Origin of the sequence: Mesorhizobium sp. M0478, assembly GCF_040321305.1 — a bacterium.
Classification (GTDB): domain Bacteria; phylum Pseudomonadota; class Alphaproteobacteria; order Rhizobiales; family Rhizobiaceae; genus Mesorhizobium.
In genome coordinates this window covers 1-19,572 of sequence record NZ_JAMYRH010000016.1, presented here as the reverse complement: position 1 = coordinate 19,572, position 19,572 = coordinate 1, and the positions used below count along the sequence as shown (strand labels likewise).

17 protein-coding genes are annotated in these 19,572 nt (G+C 60.0%); 9 read left to right on the top strand and 8 right to left on the bottom strand.

All coding sequences use genetic code 11. The features are described from left to right. Window positions 1-13: 13 nt before the first annotated feature. The 8 genes from NKI64_RS27725 to NKI64_RS27690 form a co-directional block, all read right to left on the bottom strand. Entirely contained in the window at window positions 14-967 is a 954-nt protein-coding gene (locus NKI64_RS27725) for a response regulator (RefSeq protein ID WP_023669440.1), read from the bottom strand. A gap of 47 nt (window positions 968-1,014) precedes the next feature. Next, window positions 1,015-2,052, bottom strand: a complete 1,038-nt coding sequence (locus tag NKI64_RS27720; protein ID WP_023752935.1) for a chemotaxis response regulator protein-glutamate methylesterase — start codon at window positions 2,050-2,052, stop codon at window positions 1,015-1,017. Window positions 2,053-2,074: 22 nt separating this feature from the next. After that, window positions 2,075-4,348, bottom strand: a complete 2,274-nt coding sequence (locus NKI64_RS27715; RefSeq protein WP_023713485.1) for a hybrid sensor histidine kinase/response regulator — start codon at window positions 4,346-4,348, stop codon at window positions 2,075-2,077. Continuing rightward, window positions 4,345-5,049, bottom strand: a complete 705-nt coding sequence (locus NKI64_RS27710; RefSeq protein WP_081726787.1) for a chemotaxis protein CheW — start codon at window positions 5,047-5,049, stop codon at window positions 4,345-4,347. The genes NKI64_RS27715 and NKI64_RS27710 overlap by 4 nt, the downstream gene beginning before the upstream one ends. Further along, window positions 5,049-6,290, bottom strand: coding sequence for a CheR family methyltransferase (locus NKI64_RS27705; RefSeq protein ID WP_352671337.1), 1,242 nt, complete (start codon window positions 6,288-6,290; stop codon window positions 5,049-5,051). The genes NKI64_RS27710 and NKI64_RS27705 overlap by 1 nt, the downstream gene beginning before the upstream one ends. Beyond that, a complete protein-coding gene (locus NKI64_RS27700) occupies window positions 6,287-6,754 on the bottom strand; it encodes a chemotaxis protein CheW (RefSeq protein WP_023689448.1) in 468 nt (155 codons plus the stop codon). Before NKI64_RS27700 ends, NKI64_RS27705 begins: the two co-directional genes overlap by 4 nt. Before the next feature lie 23 nt (window positions 6,755-6,777). Beyond that, window positions 6,778-8,415 carry a methyl-accepting chemotaxis protein gene (locus NKI64_RS27695; protein ID WP_023689447.1) on the bottom strand — a complete coding sequence of 546 codons (1,638 nt, stop codon included), beginning with the start codon at window positions 8,413-8,415 and terminating at the stop codon, window positions 6,778-6,780. 353 nt (window positions 8,416-8,768) lie between these two features. Beyond that, window positions 8,769-8,951 carry a hypothetical protein gene (locus NKI64_RS27690; RefSeq protein WP_156936023.1) on the bottom strand — a complete coding sequence of 61 codons (183 nt, stop codon included), beginning with the start codon at window positions 8,949-8,951 and terminating at the stop codon, window positions 8,769-8,771. A gap of 575 nt (window positions 8,952-9,526) precedes the next feature. On the opposite strand from NKI64_RS27690, the gene nanR reads away from it, so the two are divergent. From nanR to NKI64_RS27645, 9 genes are all read left to right on the top strand, one after another. Beyond that, a complete protein-coding gene (gene nanR / locus NKI64_RS27685) occupies window positions 9,527-10,234 on the top strand; it encodes a transcriptional regulator NanR (protein ID WP_352671333.1) in 708 nt (235 codons plus the stop codon). Continuing rightward, window positions 10,234-10,539 carry a putative quinol monooxygenase gene (locus NKI64_RS27680; RefSeq protein WP_352671330.1) on the top strand — a complete coding sequence of 102 codons (306 nt, stop codon included), beginning with the start codon at window positions 10,234-10,236 and terminating at the stop codon, window positions 10,537-10,539. Before nanR ends, NKI64_RS27680 begins: the two co-directional genes overlap by 1 nt. A 47-nt stretch (window positions 10,540-10,586) precedes the next feature. Beyond that, window positions 10,587-11,363: an HpcH/HpaI aldolase family protein gene (locus tag NKI64_RS27675; RefSeq protein ID WP_352671328.1), complete on the top strand. Its 777-nt coding sequence runs from the start codon at window positions 10,587-10,589 to the stop codon at window positions 11,361-11,363. A gap of 14 nt (window positions 11,364-11,377) precedes the next feature. After that, window positions 11,378-12,430, top strand: coding sequence for an NAD(P)-dependent oxidoreductase (locus NKI64_RS27670; protein WP_352671325.1), 1,053 nt, complete (start codon window positions 11,378-11,380; stop codon window positions 12,428-12,430). A gap of 120 nt (window positions 12,431-12,550) precedes the next feature. Continuing rightward, a complete protein-coding gene (locus tag NKI64_RS27665; RefSeq protein WP_023693331.1) occupies window positions 12,551-14,206 on the top strand; it encodes an extracellular solute-binding protein in 1,656 nt (551 codons plus the stop codon). A gap of 27 nt (window positions 14,207-14,233) precedes the next feature. Next, window positions 14,234-15,232 (top strand): carbohydrate ABC transporter permease, encoded by a 999-nt coding sequence (locus tag NKI64_RS27660; RefSeq protein ID WP_352671322.1) that lies wholly within the window; start codon window positions 14,234-14,236, stop codon window positions 15,230-15,232. Next, complete coding sequence (locus NKI64_RS27655) at window positions 15,232-16,080, top strand: carbohydrate ABC transporter permease (RefSeq protein ID WP_050587094.1); 849 nt, start codon at window positions 15,232-15,234, stop codon at window positions 16,078-16,080. Before NKI64_RS27660 ends, NKI64_RS27655 begins: the two co-directional genes overlap by 1 nt. An 11-nt stretch (window positions 16,081-16,091) precedes the next feature. Continuing rightward, window positions 16,092-17,186 carry an ABC transporter ATP-binding protein gene (locus NKI64_RS27650; RefSeq protein ID WP_352671318.1) on the top strand — a complete coding sequence of 365 codons (1,095 nt, stop codon included), beginning with the start codon at window positions 16,092-16,094 and terminating at the stop codon, window positions 17,184-17,186. Then, window positions 17,183-19,156 (top strand): D-apionate lactonase family protein, encoded by a 1,974-nt coding sequence (locus NKI64_RS27645; protein WP_352671315.1) that lies wholly within the window; start codon window positions 17,183-17,185, stop codon window positions 19,154-19,156. The genes NKI64_RS27650 and NKI64_RS27645 overlap by 4 nt, the downstream gene beginning before the upstream one ends. Window positions 19,157-19,572: the final 416 nt, after the last annotated feature.

The following is a 19,572-nucleotide window of genomic DNA, read 5'->3' as shown; positions in this document are numbered from 1 at the left end:
GATGTGAGCTTCTCTAGCTGCGGGACATATGAAGCGCAACACGATTTCGTCCCTCCGATTTGGCACGAAACAGAGCCAAATCGGCGGCATTGACGAAATCGTTTGGCGTCTCGTTCTCGGTGGGCACCGCTGTTGCGACGCCGACGCTGATGGTCACGCGATCCGGGCCGTGGGGTATGTTCAACTCTCGCACGCTCTGGACGAGCCGCTCGGCGATCGCACTGGATTGTTCCAGTATAGTGTCGACCAGCACGATGACGAACTCTTCGCCTCCGTACCGCGCAGCGAGATCGGTGGAACGGCCGGAACCGCTCTGGATTACGCGGGCGATTTGCTTGAGCACATCGTCGCCGGCCATATGGCCATAGGTATCGTTGTATCGTTTGAAGTTGTCGGCATCGATCATCAACAGCGACAGTGGGGACTGTGCGCGAAAAGCGCGTTTCCATTCAGCCGCCAGATATTCGTCAAAATAGCGCCTGTTACCGAGACCTGTCAGGCCATCGATCCGCGTCAGACGTTCAAGCTCTAGATTTGCACTGATCAGCTGTCGCTGGCTTTCCCTCAGCGCTCGGTGTGCCGAGTCTCGCTGGACGTGATCCAGATAGGCCCGCGTGTGATATCGAATGCGTGCAATCAACTCGATACGATCCGGCAGTTTGACGAGATAGTCGTTCGCGCCCGCAGCGAAGGCTTCGCCCTTGGTGGCTGGATCTTCCTTGCTCGACAGCACAATGACTGGAACCGCGCGTGTCGACGCATGCTTCCTGTATTCTCGCACCAGATGTAGCCCATCCACCCCGGGCATGACGAGATCCTGCAGGATAACGGTTGGCTTTACCTCATCCGCGACCGTCATCGCTCTCAACGGGTCGGTGCAGAAGTGTAAGGATATATCGGGCTCGTTGGCTAGAGCGCGCCTGACCGCCTCGCAAACCATGATCTGATCATCGATGAGCAGAACCATGGATGAATAGTTATCTGCGAGTGGCGGGACCAACTCTGGTTCTTGCGTCATCGGAAGGGGCCTTTCACGTGGGGGCGCTCGCAGGCTTCGATTATACGTGAGCCGATCGCACCCAAAGGAAGAATATCAACAGCCGCGCCGATGTCGGCGGCGGCCTTCGGCATGCCATAGACGGCACTGGTTGCTCTATCCTGCGCGATTGTGAGATGCCCCTTGTCACGGAGCTGTCTCAGCCCGCGCGCACCATCCCTGCCCATGCCTGTGAGCAGAACACCAATCACCGAGCCAGGCCACCATTGCGCCGCACTTTCGAAGAACACATCTACGGACGGCCGATAAACATTGTCCTTGGGGCTGGGCGTGTAGCCAAGTTGCTGAGCTGACTTGAAAACCAGATGATCCGCAGAACTGGCAACGAGAACGGTGCCCGCTTGAGGACTATCCCTTTCCCCCGCCGGACGGATCGGGAGACGCGTATGCTGCCCTAGCCAATCAACAAGGCCTGGAACGAACTGAGCATCGAGATGCTGGACGAGCACAATCGCGCCGCCAAAATCAACGGGAAACGCGCTCAGGACTGCGGCAACGGCAGCCGGCCCGCCCGCAGAGGCGCCGATTGCTATCAGGCGTCGAGTTGACGGCTCAGCCGCACGTGACATCCGCCTTTTTGCCTGGGTAGGCGCATCACCGATCAACTTGCCTATCGTTCGTATCTTGTTCGTCAAAAGCCGGGCGGATTGCGAGGACGCGTTGCCTTCGATGCCCACCGACGGAATATCGACTGCGTCAAGCGCGCCATGACCCATTGCTTCGTAGACGCCGGCGAGGTTGGCTTCGATACTGGCGGTCACCAGCAAGATTGAGCACGGGGTTTCCGCCATGATTCTGCGCGTCGCTTCCACGCCGTCCATCTCTGGCATCGCTAGATCCATGAGTATCAGATCCGGCAGATCACGTCTGCAGACCTCGACCGCCTCACGCCCATTGGTCGCGATCCACGCGACCTGATGTTCGCCGGTCGACAGGACCAGTCGACGCAGAAGTTCAACCGCCATCGGCATGTCGTTGACTACGCCGATTCTCATTCGCTGGCTTCCAATCTCGATCTCATTCAGCCGCCTCGCCAATCATGTCCACGACGGCATGGATCAGCGCCTCGTCCTGAAAACTACTCTTGGTCAGATAATAGTCCGCACCTGCGTCGAGCCCGCGCGCGCGATCTTCTTCCCGATCCTTGTATGAAACGATCATAATGGGTGTGTTCTTGAGATCAGCGTCCTTTCTGATCAAACTCACCAGCTCGATGCCATCCATGCGAGGCATGTCGATGTCGGTGACGACGAGATCGAAAGGACCAGACCGGACGGCATTCCACCCGTCCATGCCGTCTACCGCCACTTCGACCTCATAACCGTAATTGCCGAGCATCTTGCGCTGGAGTTCGCGAACCGTCAGTGAATCGTCAATCACGAGCACGCGCTTGCGCCTGCTCGCTTCGGGACCGCCCGCGGCGCGCCGAAGAGCTCGAAATCCGCTGGACGATGCAAGCTTTTCCACCGATCGGATCAGATCGTCGACATCGAAGATCAGAACGGGCGAACCATCTTCCATCAGGGCCGCTGCGCTGATGTCCTTGATCTTGGCAAACCGTGGATCGAGAGGTCTGATCACTAACTCGCGTTCCCCGAGAAAACGGTCAACGATCAGGCCGTACGCATCGCCCCGACCCGCATCTACGACGACGACCGATAGTTCGTTCGGTTCCGATCCGGGCTCACCTCGATCGAGCACCTCGCGAGCGGTGACCAGCCCGATCTGTCGATCGTTCAATCGAAAATGCGGCCGGCCCTGCAGGACGTTGATCTCCGTCCGCTGCAGTTTCAAAGTCTTGGAAATGGCAGCGAGTGGAAAAGCATAGGGCTCTCCATCGACATCGACGAGCAGCGTGCGCAGGACCGACAGTGTCAGCGGCAATTGCAGTTGAAATCGGGTTCCGTGGCCAAATTCTGAGGAGACGCTTGCGACTCCCCGGACTTCCTTCGTCATGGCTTGCACTGCATCGAGCCCCACACCGCGACCTGAGACGTCGGTAAGGCCCGCTTTCATGGAAAAGCCTGGCAGAAACAGAAACGCGAGCAATTCGCTTTCGCTGAGTGTTTCAGCACTTTCCCTGGTTGCAAGTTGCCGGGCGACGACGGTCTCGCGCAGCTTCGAGAGCTCTATCCCCCTGCCGTCGTCCACCACGGCTATCTGCAGCAGCCCGGCATTGTGCCTCGCTTCGAGCCTGATGAGCCCCTCTTCGGGTTTGCCCATCGCGAGGCGCTCCTCAGGCGGTTCAAGCCCATGGTCTACAGCGTTGCGCAGAAGGTGCCCCAAAGGGGCATCGAGCTGCTCGAGGATATCGCGGTCGATGCCGGTCGAGCCGCCTACGATCTCCAGTCGCACCCGCTTGCCAAGGGTACGACCGAGGTCGCGGATCATTCTCGCATAGTGTCGCACGCCGTCCTCAAAAGGCCGCATCCGGCTCGCCAACGTTTCGTCGTACAATCTGTTGGCAAGATCGGTCGCTTTCCGATCCACTGAATCCAACTCATCGAAACGCTCCGCCAGGAACGCTTGGCTCAACCGAAGCTTTCGCTGCGCTTCAGCCAGCGCCTCCACCACCGCCGCATCGTTTGAAACCGGCGGCAGCACTGCATGAAGATTGTCGAACGCACTTGCGAGGTCCGATTGAAGTCGCTTCAGCCGTAGCAGCCCGTCAGCGAATGGCCTGAGCCGCCGAGCTTCCATCAGCGACTCGCCAGCCAGCCCGAGCAATCGGTTCAGGCTGTCTGCCGTCACCCGAACCATTCTATCAGAGCCGATGCTGCCGTGGGCTTGCGGTACCGCCCCAACGAGGAGGTTCGCTGAAGAGGTCGTCGCCAGTTGCTCCTGGGCATGATCTGGAGTTGCGAAATCAGCTGCAGAATCTTGGGGCCCGGGCTTTGCCTGGGGGAGGGACAACCCCTCGAACTTCGCGAGAAAGGTTTCGACTTCTGAGTTGGCGCTCTCGCTCGATGATCCCGATGCGATCAATTTCAAAAGGTCAGAACCTTGCAGAAGCGCATCTATATGCTCCCGTCGCACCCTCAGATGCCCGCGTTGCGCTGCGACCAGGCAGTCTTCCATCGCATTTGCAACTTTGACTGCGGGCATCAGGTCGATGATGCGGGCAGCTCCTTTCAGAGAATGCGCGGCACGCATGCATGCTTCCAGGGCGTCGGCGGCGATAGGATCGCGTTCGAGTGCCAGAAGTCCAGAGGTTAGAGCCCGTGACTGCGTCTCCAGTTCGGCCTGGAAGAGGCTGAGCATCGAAACCTGGCTGAAGTCTTCATCTGTCATGCGATGCTCCGATCCAGCATCGTGAGCAGTTGTCGTGGATCGAGACAGCCAACGGCTCGTCCTTGCCATGGCAGCACGGCAACCGTAGCGGCCGACAGTGCCTTGCCAATCATGGCCGGAACAGCGAGAGTGTCGCGTTCCTGGTACCGATGTAAGCCGTGGATCTCATCAACCATAAAAGCAACCCGCTTGTCGCGCTCGCCTACCACGACAAGGCGGCGAAATACCTTGGTTCGTGTGCCTTGTTCCCCTTCCTTGCGCTCGTCTATCCCGAGCAATTCGGCCAGGGAAAGGCAAATGAGCAATTCACCACGGACATTCGCAATGCCGAGCAGTGCACTGTTCCTGCGATGTGGAAGTGAATGAACGCGACGAGATTCAGCCACTTCATGAAAAATACCGACCGGAAGTGCCAGCCATTCCTCCCCCAAACGGAAGAGAACGGCCGTCTGCAGCGCGTCGCTGTCTGCCGAATCGATCCCTGCACGACCAGCGTTGTCAGGCCATTCGTCGCGAGATGCCGAGGGAGCTGCACGGTCGAGGAGGCGTCGTGCGATCTTCTTGTAGGTCGGGCAATTGCGGCAGTGGAGATGCTGCTCTAGTAGCGGACATGACTTGTCACCCCGTACGCCTATTTGCCGCCAGCAGTCGTTGATTTCGATCTGCTCCACCGGCTGAGCGATCCTTGTCGAAGCCGCCATCAACTGCCGCTCCTTTTCTGGACCCGACCCAGCCGGCCGGCCAGCGCCTCGGCGCCGTTATGGTCGCCTTGCTTGCTAAGCAGCAAGGCCAGATGGACAAGAGCTTCTCGATGATTTGGCGCGAGATAGAGCGCCTTGCGATAACTTTGCGCGGCTTCGGGCGCAGAACCATCCGCATCCTGGACGAGGCCCAGCAGGTAGAAGATTTCTGCGGAAGGACCGAACTCCCTGAGATGCGCCAGGGCGACCTCCTGTGCCTCCTTTACGCGTCCTGCATTGGCGATCCGTTCAACCGCGATGAGGCTTTCCGAGGCGCGTGCAAGCGGCTTGGCCGGAGCCTGCCCGCGGCCTTCATTGCCAATTGTCGGTCGGAACGGACGAAGAGGCTCGCTCTTGTTGACCTTAGGGCTTGGCATCCGCACCGGGACGGCGGCCGAAACTTTCGGCGCCGTGGTCTTGACGGGCTCCGATTTCAGAAAGGCGAAGGCCAATGGCCATTCAGCGGAAAGAAAGCCATGCACCCTTGGAAGAGCTGCTTCCGCCGGACCGACCAGAAGAAGTCCGTCTTTGGCCAGCAGGTCCTTCAGGCAGATCAATGCGCGATCCTGCAGCTCTCGATTGAAATAGATCAGCAAATTGCGGCAAAGCAGGATGTCATAGACCTCTTGCCCGAAAGGCGCGTGAGAACCGAACAGGTTTCCTACCATGAACCGAACCTGTTTCAGCACCCCAGCAACAGGCCGCAACCCGCCCTCGGTCGCTTCGAAATAGCGATCCTTGAATTCGAGATGGCTGCCGCGAAACGAATTGCGGCCATAGATGGCGCGTTCAGCCGTCGCGATATTGCGGCTGCTGACGTCCACGCCATCGATCTTGAACTCATGCGCCTCAAAGCCGGCATCGAACATGGCCATGGCGACCGAATAAGCCTCTTCGCCGGTTGAACATGGCAGGCTCAGGATTCTTATCGGCTGAGCAGGCTTGTGCGCGCGCGCATGCCGCGCCAGCATCGTGAACGCTTCTCGGTCGCGAAAGAACCAGGTCTCTGGGATCACCACCGCATTGATCAGCTCCTGCAGCTCCTGCGAGGAACCGGCCAAGTGTTCCCTATAGGCCTGAGGGTTGGTTATCCGGCATGCTTCCATCCGTTCTCTGACCGCCTGACGAACCACTGTCGGACCAACGCTGGCACTGTCTAGTCCAATGGTTTCCGTCAGGAGCTTTTCTATTGCTCCGGTCATTGATCACCTATTGCCGCCTGGCGGAGCAAAGCGGTACGAATCTCTTCCGAAAGCAGCGCTTCCACTTTGACCCACTGAATGATCTCCGAACCATCGGAAGCCACCGGCCCAAGATAGGGCGGGGTTCCTGGTTCCAGTCCGAACGGCGCGAAATCGGCCGGGTCTCGCTCGATCGTATCCGTCACCCGTTCCGCGATCAGCCCCAGCAGGCGTCGCTCGCCATCATCCGCCGGATAGCGCGTCACAACGATCCGGGTGCTCAACAGGCGCTCCGATGGTCGGCCAATCGCAAGAAGGGTGACATCGATCAGGGGGATGGGTATTCCGTTATAGCTGACCAAACCCACCACACCAGTTGGCGCACCCGGAAGAACTTTCACGTCGATATAGGGCAGCACCTCTTCAATTTTGTGGACATCGATCAAGTAGCGATCCGGACCCATGCTGAAGGCGAGGAATAGCATTGTCACATCCTACTGCCGGCTCGCTATGCTCGTAGCTTGAACCTCGATATGCTACTTCGCATGCCGCCTGAGACTTGATTGAGCTCGTCGATCGCGAGCGTCGATTGCTGAAGGGACTCGACTGTTTGCTGAGCTGCCTCGCTTAGCTGGGTTAGCGTGTCGCTGATCTGCCCCGCGCCGGTCGCCTGTGCTTGCATGCCTTCATTGGCGACTTCGAAACGTGGCACCAGCCCCTGAACCTGCTGAATGATCTCGAAGAGTTGCCCGCCGACCTGCTGGATGTCCTGCATACCCCGACGGACCTGCTCGGAAAACTTGTCCATGCCCATCACCCCGGCCGCGACTGCCGACTGGATGTCCTTGACCATTTGCTCGATATCGTAGGTGGAGACAGCTGTCTGGTCCGCGAGCCTTCGGATTTCCGTCGCCACCACTGCAAAACCCCGGCCATATTGGCCTGCCTTCTCCGCCTCGATGGAAGCGTTGAGCGACAACAGGTTCGTCTGATCGGCCACTTTGGTGATGGTCGTCACCACCTGATTGATGCTGCCGGCTTTCTCGCTCAGGATCGCCAGTTTGGAATTGATCGCGCCAGCCGCTTCCATGACCTGCTGCATGGTTTCTTCCATACGGGTCAGCCCCGCTTGCCCCCCGCCAGCCACGGCAGCGGTTTGTTCGGCAACTGTGGAGACCTCGTTCATCGTGCGGACCAGTTCGTTTGATGTGGCGGAGATTTCCTTGGCTGTCGCTCGGATTTCTGTTGTGGTCGCTGCGATTTCAGTCGCAGTTGCCTGCTGTTGCTTGGAGGTGGCGGCGATCTCAGTTATCGACGTGCCGACCTGTATGCTGGACCTTTGAACCTGACCAATGAGGGTTGTGAGATCGTCCGCCATTGCGTTGAAGCCGTCGGCAAGCACGCTGAATTCGTCTCGGCGCCTCAGATCGAGCCGTTCGCTGAAGTCGCCTTGCCGCATCAATTGAACCGCGTCGACCAAACGGGTGAGCGGACCTGTAATGGCGCGAAACAGCTGGTAACCCAAAAGAAGGGCTAGCCCGAGGGCTATCAACAAGCCAACGCTCAAACCGACTTCGGCCGTTCTGACGATCGAGCTGATCCGCTGCGTCGCGCTGTTTGCCTCGCCTCTGTGATCCTCAACCATGGCCTGCAGAGCGGACTGCAATTTTACAAAGATCGGCTCTACTTCGTTCTTGATAGCTGGGCTTTCATTGGGAGTTTCACCTTTCGACAAGGCAGCCCGGCTTGTTTCCAGCACAGCAGTTTCAGCCAGACGGAATTGGTTGGCGAGTTGTTTGACGGCTGCATAATTCTGCTTGTCGATATCGGAGACGATCGTTGCCTCATAGTCGTCCATCGACCGCTGCACCTGGTTGCGATTGGTCGTGATCGCGTTTTCAACCGTGCTTCTGTCTGACGGGTTGTCCTGAAGGGCATATTCCTGAAGCAGACTATGGGCCGCCATCTGGCCCGTCATGATCTCGGTACTGTGATAAAGGTCCGGAAGGATGCCCTTCTCGACCTCAGTCGCCTCCTCCCCCGCCTGAAGAAACCAGGCGTACGCGATGAGGGCTATCACGGACATGACCACCAGAACGGCTGCGAAACTGACGAGGATGCGGTGGCGTATTGTCAGACTCTTCATGGAACCGGTTCACCAATGGGGGGCATCGTGGGCTGCGCGACAAGCGCTCGTTCCGACATATTCGAAAAGGTGCGTCGAAAAGCGGTAGTCTGATGCTGAATGGTTTCTTTTCCGTTCCATAGCTAATGATGGCGAGGCGGCTCGCCAATCGGCGCCGCCAGAAGCGGTGGTCAAAGGACGACTGCCGTCCACGCACATCAGCCCGAGATCGGCTGGATGGCACGCCGCTTCAGGAGGAGCGTGGATGAGCTGCTTGAGGCCACGAATTGAATGACTGCTTAGGCCAGGTCGAGGCAAGAAAGCCGACGTCCTGCTTGCTGCCCCTAAGCTGCCAGGCGGGAACGCGCCTCATATCAGCCGTCCAGCATGATCGTCGCTACTGAAAGCGGAATCGCCGAAGCCAGATGTCGCAAACTGGCCAGCGCGTAGATTGGCGTCGAGTGCGGGTTCGGCATTTGCAGGTGACGATAACTAAATGGCAAGCGCCCCCGCCTGAGGCCCTCAGGACTAAAAGATCTTGAGAAAACCAGTTTCAAATGCGCATCCTCAAGCGGCGGCCGCCCACCGCACGAGGATGGGCACAACGTGACGAGCGCTCTGGAGCCTAGAGAGAACTGACCCGACACCACCTTCCTTTGCGGCATTGCGGCGGCGCAAAAAGATTACGAGATGGAGCAGGCGTATTGCCAAATGGGTCCACCAGCGAGAGTTCGCGTTTTCCGCCTCGGCTGTGAACCCCACTTCCATTCGCTGGTCTTGCTCAGGTCGAGGTCTACTTTGCCATCGAGGGCTCATGTTGCGGCTCATAAGCAGGCGGTTGGGTAGGTCTCGGCCAGCACACGGCCCGGTGGCACTCACTGCGGTCCACACCGCAGTTGAAACTGACCACCCGACCCAGGGTTCGAAGACGGTCCCCGATCGGAACACCGAGCAGAGTGTGCTCGCGCTCCTCAAGTCACCGATATCCTTGGTGAAGACGTTGAAGGCGTGTGCAAAGGACGCCTCGACATCGGCGGAGTGATTAAACGGCTCGGCTACCGGATGCTTAGACATCGTTGACAAGGGTGCTATGGGATCATAACGTACCTGACTGGTATAACAGGTATGCCACATGATCGGAGTTCTGATCAAGCAGCGGAAGCTTTCGGAGGAGGTGGCAGCGCACCTCGAACGGATGATCCGAGAGGGAGAGTTGGCCGAAGCCGACCGTCTCCCATCTGAACGGGAACTCATGCGGCAGTTCGGGGTAGGGCGGCCTTCCATCCGTGAGGCGCTGCTGCATCTGAGCAAAATGGGCCTTGTCGAGGTAAAATCGGGGGAGCGTGCCCGCGTCACTCGACCCACTCCTCAATTCGTGATTGACGCCCTTTCAGGGCCGGCTCGGCACATGATTTCGGCGCCGGGAGGCGTTCACGACTTCCAGAGCGCGCGCTTGTTTTTCGAGGTCGGTCTTGCCCGCAACGCCGCTGTGCATGCTACCCCGGAAGACATTGAGAGCCTCAAGGAGGCGCTCGAACTCAACCGGCAGTCGATCGGCGATCTGGCGCGCTTCGAGCGCACGGACGTAGACTTCCATTACGTGCTGGCGGTAATCACCCGCAATCGGATCTTTACAGCTATTCACGCGGCCTTGGCTGAATGGTTGCTCGAACAGCGTCGCACCACATTGGCCAATGGTGAAGACCGCAAGGCTTACCAGGCTCATCGCGAAATCTTCGAGGCCGTCGCCGCGCGCGATCCAGACGCGTCAGAGACGGCCATGCGCAGCCATCTCGAATATGTGGCCAAGCGGTATCTGCAACTTGCGAGGCCCAAGTGATGACCGGATTTGTCGTCTGGGTCGATTTCCGCCTGAGGCCTGGTGCCCGGGACAGATTCCGAGAACTTGTCGACGCCAATGCGACCGCCTCGATGCGCACCGAGGCCGGCTGTCGTCGCTTTGACGTGACGGAGGCGCGCGGCGAACTGGATCGGGTCGTGCTCTACGAGATTTACGATAGCGAGGCCGCATTCGAGGACCACTGCCGCACCGCTCATTTCGACGAATTCAATACGCAGAGCGCGCCGCTCGTCGTGACCAAGTTGGTGACGACCTGCGACCTCGTTCTTGAAGCCACGCATTGAAGCGAACATAGGCGGATTGGCCCATTGGGGCGAACGGGAGGAAGTGCATGTCGGAGCCAAGTCTCAGGGCGTTAGCTTCTCACAGGCGGGTCAAGCTCGGTACGCTCGTCGCCGAGTTCGCCACGCCGGGAATCGGTCACATCCTGAAGTCCGCTGGCTGCGATTTCGTCTTTTTCGACATGGAGCATTCGGGATTTAGCTTGGAAACGCTGAAGAGTGCGATCCGTTATTTCGAGGCGGCCGATCTGCCGGTCATGGTGCGTGTGCCGTCGCAGGACTACCATTTCCTCGCCCGCGCCATGGACATGGGCGCCGAAGGCCTGATCGCGCCGATGGTGAGCAGCGTCGAACAGGCGCAGCACATCATCAACTCCATGAAATACCACCCTGCCGGCGCCCGCGGCGTGGCGCTGCAGATCGCTCATGACCGTTACCGTCCGGGCTCGGTCGCTGACAAATTCGAGGCCGCCAACAAGCGCTCGACGTTCATCTGCCTGATCGAGACCGCCGACGGCGTCAAGAACATTGACGCCATCGCGGGACTGGACGGGGTCGATTGTCTGTGGGTCGGACATTTCGATCTGTCCGTCTCGCTCGGCATTCCTGGCGACTTCGCCCACCCCACTTTCACTGCTGCAATGGCCAAAATCGTTGCCGCCGCCAAGAAGCACAACAAATCGCTTGGACGCTTGGTGCCCAACGTCGCCCAGGGACACGAGTTCTACGCACAGGGCTTCGATTTCATTTGTTATTCAGGCGACGTTTGGGTCCTGCACGACGCGATCGCCGACGCGGTTTCCAAGATCCGGGCCGGGTGCCAATAGGAGCGGAGGAGACGATGGACAGCGTGAAATTCAGGGTGGCGCTTTCCGGTGATTTCCGCAGGCCGGACGGCTCGCCGACCTACCCGGATTTCGATCTGGAGCCGCTGCGCAATGCGACAGCTGTCGAGATGGTGTTCCTGGAGTCAGACAGTCCGCTTCGCGCCGACCAACTTGAGGATTTCGATGCGCTGATCCTCCTCGCCCATCGTTTCGATGCCACGAGTGTCCCCAGGAGCGGCCGCCTGGCCGTCGTTGCCCGCTTCGGGGTCGGCTACGACACTGTCGACGTTGAGGCATGCACCGCAGCCGGTATTGCCTTGGTCATCACGCCCGATGGCGTGCGACGGCCCGTCGCCGTATCCGTCATCACCTTCATCCTGGCGCTGACCGGCAAGCTGCTGACAAAGGACGCGCTCACCCGCAAAGGGTCTGTTGGTTTTGAGAAGCGCTCCGAACATATGGGGGTCGGCCTCGTCGGGCGTACGCTTGGGTCGCTGGGCATCGGCAACATCGGTGCCGAGGTCTTCCGCTTGGCGAAGCCCTTTGACATGCAATTCATTGCCCATGACCCGTTTGCCGACAAGGGGGTCGCTGCCGACCTGGGCGTCGAGCTGGTAGGGCTGGAGGATCTGTTTCGCCGCGCCGACGTGCTGTCGGTGAGTTGCCCCCTGTCGCCCCAGACCCACCACATCGTCAATGCCGAGCGGATCGCCCTGATGAAGCCGACAGCTTACCTGATCAACACCGCGCGCGGCCCGATCGTCGACCAGAAAGCGCTGACGCAAGCACTGCAGGAGCGCCGCATCGCCGGCGCCGGTCTCGACGTGCTGGAACAAGAGCCTCCCGAGGCAGACGATGTGATCCTCAAACTCGACAATGTCATCCTGGCGCCGCACGCGCTTTGCTGGACCGACCAGTGCTTTGCCGGCAACGGTGCCGCGGACGTCAAAGCGGTAATGGAGGTGCAGCGCGGTCGCGAGCCGCGCGGCGTGGTCAATCGCGAGGTGCTTTCGAGCGAGCTGTGGAAGACCAGGCTCTCTGGGCTCGCCGCCCGCTTTGGAACCTAGGAGGACACTGATTTTCGGCGCGCCGCCGCGGCCTGTTTGCGGCGACCTTACGGGAGGAAATGCTTGACCGCTGCGCCGGCGGACGAGTGAAGCAAAAGGAAAATGGGAGGACCAAGCACTATGAACGATCGTGAAAAACGTGACTTTCAGGCAGGTCTCGAAGCAGAGGTCGACGCCTTCATGCGCGGCGAAACCACCCGCCGAACTTTCATCACCCGCTTCGGTCAGATGACCGGCATGTTGGCCGTGTCCGGCCCGCTGCTGGGGATGATGACCGATTGGGCGCTGGCGCAGCAAACATTGGAATTGGCGGACGCCACGTCGCCGCTCGGCCAGGCGCAGGCGGCAGCCCTGAAAGCATCGAAGGAAGGGCCTGCGGACGGTTCCGCCTTTCGCGCGGCGGAGGCGGCCAAGGCGCATTCGGGCGTCACCCTCAACATGACCTACGAGGCTGGCCTGCAGGCACTCGACCCGCGCAATTTCAGTGGGCCGATGTGGGAGCAGCTTACCGGGATGAAGTCGAATGTCGTCGAGCTGTCGAACCCGGACCAGTACTCCAAGGCAGTCGCCGAGCACATCGCCGGCTCGGGTGCCTATGACGTCCTCGACATCTCGCCGGCCTGGACGCCGTCGCTTGCCGATGGCGGCGTCATCGCCCCGCTAGACGACTACATCGCCAAATACATGAACCCGGCAGACCTCGAGGACTATCATCCCCTGTACAAGGCGCTGCCGACCTACAAGGGCAAGATCTGGGGGTTCTTCGACGACGGCGACATGTTCGCTCTCTACTACCGCAAGGACATTTTCGAGGATCCGAAAATGATGGAGGCTTACCAGGCGAAGTTCAACGCCAAGCTTGGGCCGCCCAAGACATGGGAAGAATATGCCCAGATCGCCCAGTTCATCACCGACCAGATGGCGCCAAAGGTCTATGGCGCGGGACATTTCCGCAAGGCGGGCAGCCCCGGCAATCAGTTCGACTTTCTGCAGCAGTACCGGGCCAACGGCGGAAAACTCTTCGGCGACGACATGAAGGCAGGTTTGGTTTCGGATGCCGGCGTCAAGACGCTGACAAACATGCTCGCCGCAAACAAGGCCTCGATCCCCGGCAACAACGAGCTCGACGCCGTCTCCTTGTGGGCGGCTTTCCTGACCGGCAAAGTCGCGATGATCTATTCCTGGCCTCCTAGCGGCCGTATGGCGGCGAACTATTCGCAGTCGGCCACGGCAATCAACTTCATTCCGCAGTCCCAGATCGCCGGCAAGGTCGGCTATGCCGTGGTTCCGGGAAATCCGGAACATGCCACCGGCTACAACAAGGCACTGTCGGCCGACTCGCCCAACCCTGAGGCGGCGTATCTGTTCATGCAGTGGGTATGCTCGCCACCCGTCTCGCTGGCACGTTGCATGCTGCCCTACGCGCTACGCGACCCGTACCGCATTTCGCACTTCAAGTCCGAGCTCTACGGCGCGCTCTTCCCGAGTGCCAAGGAGTACCTTGCCAACCTCAACAACTCGGCAAACGTCGGTCTGCTCGACCCGATCATGCCAGGCGCGCAGGACTACTTCTTGAGCATCGATCGCATGTGCACGGCGGTGTGGGCTGGTGCGGATCCGAAGGCGTCGCTTGAAACGGCGGCCGCCGAGTGGAACGAGACGACCGACCGACTGGGTGTGGATTCGCAGAAGGGCTTCTACACCGAGTTCTTGAAACTGCCTGGCGCCACCGCCGACAACACGGTGGAAAAACTTGGCATGGCGGTCACCCTCTGAAGGGAGGCGGACTCTCTGGAGCAATTGGTGTTGCGGGCGCTTGGCTCGCAACACCTCCCCGCTAAGCGGCGATTGGATACGCCTATGCAGCCCACAGCCACGATCCGCCATTTGAAGGCCGCCGGCGCACCGCCCCGGCTGTCTGCCTTTGCCCAATGGGCTGACCGTCATTTCAAGTGGCTGCTGGTCGCCCCCGCTGTGCTGCTGATATTGGCACTGTCGATCTATCCGCTTCTGTTCTCGCTGGTGGTATCCTTCATCAACTACGACTTCCAGGTGCCGGGCCACGCCTTTGTCGGATTGAAGAACTTCGAGCGGGTCGTGTTCGATCCCGTAGCACGTTGGTCGCTGTTGCTGACAGCATCGCTGTCGGGCATCAGCGTCGCTATAGAGTTCGTTCTCGGCCTCCTGGTGGCGCTGACAATGGTGCGCAGCTTTCCGGGCCGCGGTGTGATCATGTCGATCCTGATCGTGCCGCTGTTCATCAGCCCGGTCATCGTTGGCCAAGCCTGGACGCTGCTCTTACAGCGGCCTTTTGGACCGACCAACTTTGTCCTGACGCAACTATTGGGGCAGGAGGTTACGATCGGCTGGATGACGGAGCGCCCGTGGCTCTACGTCTCGCTGATCATCGCCGATGTCTGGCAGTGGACGCCGTTCATGTTCGTCATCCTGCTCGCCGGGCTGACCGCAATCCCACCCAATCTCTATGAGGCGGCAGAACTCGACGGCGTCAACGCCTGGCAGGTTTTTTGGGCGATCACGCTCCCGCATCTCGGGTCGATGATGCTGCTGGCGCTGACCTTCCGTCTGCTCGACGCAATCCGTATGTTCGATACCATTTTCATCATGACAGGGGGTGGCCCAGGAACACAAACCTACACGGCCTCCTATTATCTTTATACCATCGGCTTCACGCAGTTTCATCTGTCGCAGGCAACAGCAGGAAGTTGGCTGTTCCTGATCTTTACGGCGCTCATCGTGACGTTGCTGGTGCGTCGGCTCTTGAAGGTAGAACCGGTCTGATGGCCGCCGTCGCGCCCGCCCGCCGCAGGAAACGCCGGTCGTTGCCGATCGGCCGAATTCTGCTGCTGGGGTTCTTCCTGGTGTTCGTGATGTGGCCGCTCTACTGGATGTTCAACACCTCCATCAAGCCCAGCGACGACTACCTCACCGTACCGCCTGTCTGGTTCCCCGCCGCTCCGACGCTTGTCCACTACAAAGCTGCGCTGTTCGCCTATCGTGGTCTCGACGGGCTCATCAACAGCCTGATTATTTCGCTTTCGGCCACGGTGCTTTCGGCACTGATAGGCACGCTGATGGCCTATAGTCTGGCGCGCTACGACACGGGCGGCCGGCATCTGTCCTTCTGGGTGCTGTCGCAGCGCTTCCTGCCCCCGATCGGCATTGTCCTGCCGGTATTCCTTATCTACCGCGGCGTTGGGCTGTACGATACCCATATCGGGCTGATCATAGCTTACACGGTCTTCACGCTGCCGGTGTCCGTTTGGATGATGTTTGCTTATTTCCGCGGCATGCCGAAGTCGATGGAGGAGGCGGCCCTCGTCGATGGCTGCACGAGATGGGAGGCGTTCTGGCGCGTTGCCGTGCCGCTGGCAGCACCAGGCATTGTCGCGGCGGCTGTCTTCGCCTTCATTGCATGCTGGACGGAGTTCTTCTTCGCTCTGATCTTGACCAGCCGAACTGCCTTTACGCTGCCAACGGTCTTCCGCGCCTTCATCGGCTTCCAGGGCGCGCAATACGGCGAAGCCGCGGCCCTTGCCATCGTCTCCCTTGTGCCATCGATCGCCCTTGGAGTGCTTGCTCAACGACATCTCGTGCGCGGGCTGACGCTCGGCGCCGTTCGCGGATAGGAAGGGAAGGCATGGCCGAAGTCAGAATTACCGGCTTGCACAAGCGCTACGGCGCGTTCCATGCCGTGCGCGGCATTGACCTCCACATCCGCGACGGCGAGTTCACTGTCCTGGTTGGGCCCTCCGGTTGCGGCAAGAGCACTCTGCTGAGGACCATCGCAGGACTGGAGGAGAGCTCACAAGGCACGATCGAGATTGGCGGCGAGGTGGTTAATGATTTCCGGCCGCGCGATCGCGACGTGGCAATGGTGTTTCAAGATTATGCGCTCTATCCGCATATGAACGTGGCCAAGAACATTGGCTTCGGCCTCAAGGCTCGCAAGATGCCGAAGCCAGAGGTCGAGGTGCGCGTGGCCGAGGCGGCACGCATGCTTGGGATCACTCCGTTGCTGGGGCGTTTTCCGCGCCAATTGTCCGGTGGCCAACGCCAGCGCGTCGCCATCGGCCGCGCCATAGTCCGCAACCCCCGCATCTTTTTGTTCGACGAGCCGCTGTCCAACCTCGACGCACAACTCCGCGACGAAATGCGCGGCGAAATCAAACGCCTTCACCAGGACATTGCGACAACGATGATCTACGTCACCCATGACCAGATCGAAGCGATGACGTTGGCTGATCGCATCGTGCTGATGCGCGACGGGTTGATAGAGCAGCAGGGCGCGCCACTCGAGTTGTTCGAGCACCCGGCCTCAACTTTCGTCGCTGGGTTCCTGGGTTCGCCGCGGATGAGCTTCCTGCCAGGTACCCTTGCCTTGGACGCAGGCGCCGCTGCCATCCGGCTCGCGGATGCACTGCTGCCTTTAGCGCGCGGCAGGGGGCTGAAGGGCGTCGCGGACGGACAGCAGGTGCTGCTCGGGTTGAGGCCAGAACACCTCACTCGTGCGCACACTGCAACGCCGGAGCAGGGCACGTTTCGCTATGAGGCAACGATCGACCTGCTGCAGCCGACCGGCTCGCGCAGTTACGCGACATTCCGACTGGCCGGCGCGCCCGTGATGGCTGAGCTGCAGGCGCACGATGTCAGCCGTCCGGGCGAGAAGCTTGCGATCGACATCAACATGAACCGGGCCTCGATCTTCGACGCCACGACGGAGCGCGCAATTTGACCTCGGCAGCTTCCCTGGCAGTCCGCTTGTGTGGCACCGAACAGCTCGAGGCACCGCTGCGCACACTGCGCGCCGGATCCTTGTCGGTCGCGTTCGACAATGGGGCGTTGCGTTACATCCACGTCGGGACGATCGAGGTCTTGCGCGGAATCTCGTTTCTTGTACGGGACGAAAACTGGGGAACATGTACCCCCGTTCTCGATGATCTCCGGATCGACGAGAGGCCGGATGCGTTCGCCATTGAATACCGTGCAACATGTGCTGCAACATCCGGCCGCCTGATTTACCGGGCGCGCGTCTCAGGCCGTGGCGATGGTGCGCTGTCGTTTGTGGCGGAGGCAGAGCCCGAGACTGACCTTTTGACGAATCGGACCGGCTTCGTCGTCCTTCATCCGATCGAGGGCTTAGCCGGCAAGCCGATAAAGGTGCTGCATGAGGATGGTCACGACGAGCTATCGTTCTTTCCGGACCACATCGATCCAAAATGTCCGTTCACCGACATCCGGGCGTTGTCGCACGAGATCGCGCCTGGGATCTGGGCGACATGCACCATGGAGGGTGATGCCTTTGAGATGGAGGACCAACGCAATTGGTCTGACGCTTCCTATAAAACATATGTCCGCCCTCTGCGTCGCCCGTGGCCTTACAGACTGCCCAGGGGCCAGAAATTCACGCAGGCCGTCCGGCTTCACGTGTCAGGAACGCTCCCTGCCGGGACGTCTGAAAATCGCAATCCACTCATCAACCTGACCATCGGCGGACGGGTCGGCCGAGTGCCCCGCACTGGCGTCGGCGTCGCCGCCGACGAGGCAAAGCACGCGCTCGAAACCCCCGAGCTCCTACGACGAATGGCTCCGCAGTGGATGGTCTGCCAGGTCGATCTCCGGATCGCACACGGCCAGGACGAACTAGAAAGCTACGCCGCGCTCGCACGGCTGACCGGCGCTGGCGTGGTCCTCGAGATTGTCACCAAGGGCACGCGCGATCCATTCGGCGAATTGGCGCCGGTCGCGGATGCTGTCCACTCACTCGGCCTCAAACTAGAAGCTGTCTCCGTCTTTCCGGCGCAGGACATGACATCCGTACAGCCGGGAGCACCGTGGCCGACTATGCCCAGCTTCCACGAAAGCTACTCCGCCGCTCGCCGGGCTTTCCCGGGCATCGCGCTGGGCGGCGGCATGGCCGCTTACTTCACCGAACTCAACCGCAAGCGTCCGCCAGCCGAAGCGCTCGACTACGTGACCTTCACCACCTGTCCAAGCGTGCACGCCGCAGATGATGTCTCGGTGATGGAGACACTTCAGGCAATCCCCCATCTAATCCGCTCCGCGCATGCTTTCATGGGGGAACGCTTGCCACTGCGTATCGGTCCCATCCAGCTCGGCTGCCGTGAGAACCCATACGGAAAATCCACTGCGCCGAATGAAGCGAACGCTCGCGTCTGTCTATCGCGCATTGATCCTCGTCAGCGCGGGCTGTTCAATGCGGCTTGGACTGTCGGATATTTCGCGGCCTGCGCTCGCGAAGGAATCGAGGCCGTCGCGTTCGGTGACTTCGCCGGCCCCTTTGGCCAAATCCATAGGAAGGCTGATTTCGTGCAGCCATGGTATGACCAGCAGGATGGCCCAACGGTCTATCCCGCTTTCCATGTCTTGGCTGGTCTCTCAAAGATCGGCGAAGCCACCTTGCTGTCCGTAGGAACTTCCGGCTGTGACGGCGTCGTGACGATCGCGGCTGAAAAAGATCGCCGCGTGACCCTGTGGGTCGCTAACCTTACCGCCAAGACGCAATCTGTGCGGCTTTCGGATTCGCCGAGCAGCGCCCGCATTGCTCTTCTCGGCGCCGAGCAGTTCGAGCGGGCGGCAACCGATCCCGACTTCATGGAAAGTTCCGCAAGACCGCTGGATGATCAAAGCATCTCGCTTGGCGCCTACGCCGTCGCGCGAGTCGACCTCGATCGATCGTCTTAGGCCTAGCCGATGTTCGCTGTTTGGCCAAACCCCCGTCAAGGATGAGGGTGGTAGTTCCATGAAGCTCTAAGGCAGTGCGTGGGATCCATCTCGCTTCGACTCCAAACCCATCATCAGCCAATTCAATGCATACCGCGAACCTGCCAAGTGCCTGACCGGATCTACGGCCCCTTCGAATCTTCAGAAACGGCGGTTGGGCCCCGGAATCGGACAATGCCGGTAGTGTGCTGAGAGTTCTGCAAATTCGCTGAGAGGGGGCGGTCATGGCAGGCTGGTGATTGTTCACGTCACTGATTCCCGCGAAGGAACGCCGCCATGACCAAGACTGAAGTTAAGACCGCCAGCGCTGCCGTCAAAGACATTTTGCTTTCGAACCCGGATGGATTGCACGAAGTGCTCCGTGCGGTGATGCAGGA

Coding starts and splice junctions, on each gene's coding strand:
- NKI64_RS27670 (WP_352671325.1), top strand. CDS start 11,378: ATGGACAGCGTGAAATTCAGGGTGGCGCTTTCCGGTGATTTCCGCAGG.
- NKI64_RS27695 (WP_023689447.1), bottom strand. CDS start 8,415: ATGAAGAGTCTGACAATACGCCACCGCATCCTCGTCAGTTTCGCAGCC.
- NKI64_RS27680 (WP_352671330.1), top strand. CDS start 10,234: ATGACCGGATTTGTCGTCTGGGTCGATTTCCGCCTGAGGCCTGGTGCC.
- NKI64_RS27725 (WP_023669440.1), bottom strand. CDS start 967: ATGGTTCTGCTCATCGATGATCAGATCATGGTTTGCGAGGCGGTCAGG.
- NKI64_RS27655 (WP_050587094.1), top strand. CDS start 15,232: ATGGCCGCCGTCGCGCCCGCCCGCCGCAGGAAACGCCGGTCGTTGCCG.
- NKI64_RS27720 (WP_023752935.1), bottom strand. CDS start 2,052: ATGAGAATCGGCGTAGTCAACGACATGCCGATGGCGGTTGAACTTCTG.
- nanR (WP_352671333.1), top strand. CDS start 9,527: ATGATCGGAGTTCTGATCAAGCAGCGGAAGCTTTCGGAGGAGGTGGCA.
- NKI64_RS27710 (WP_081726787.1), bottom strand. CDS start 5,049: ATGGCGGCTTCGACAAGGATCGCTCAGCCGGTGGAGCAGATCGAAATC.
- NKI64_RS27675 (WP_352671328.1), top strand. CDS start 10,587: ATGTCGGAGCCAAGTCTCAGGGCGTTAGCTTCTCACAGGCGGGTCAAG.
- NKI64_RS27665 (WP_023693331.1), top strand. CDS start 12,551: ATGAACGATCGTGAAAAACGTGACTTTCAGGCAGGTCTCGAAGCAGAG.
- NKI64_RS27705 (WP_352671337.1), bottom strand. CDS start 6,290: ATGACCGGAGCAATAGAAAAGCTCCTGACGGAAACCATTGGACTAGAC.
- NKI64_RS27715 (WP_023713485.1), bottom strand. CDS start 4,348: ATGACAGATGAAGACTTCAGCCAGGTTTCGATGCTCAGCCTCTTCCAG.
- NKI64_RS27650 (WP_352671318.1), top strand. CDS start 16,092: ATGGCCGAAGTCAGAATTACCGGCTTGCACAAGCGCTACGGCGCGTTC.
- NKI64_RS27700 (WP_023689448.1), bottom strand. CDS start 6,754: ATGCTATTCCTCGCCTTCAGCATGGGTCCGGATCGCTACTTGATCGAT.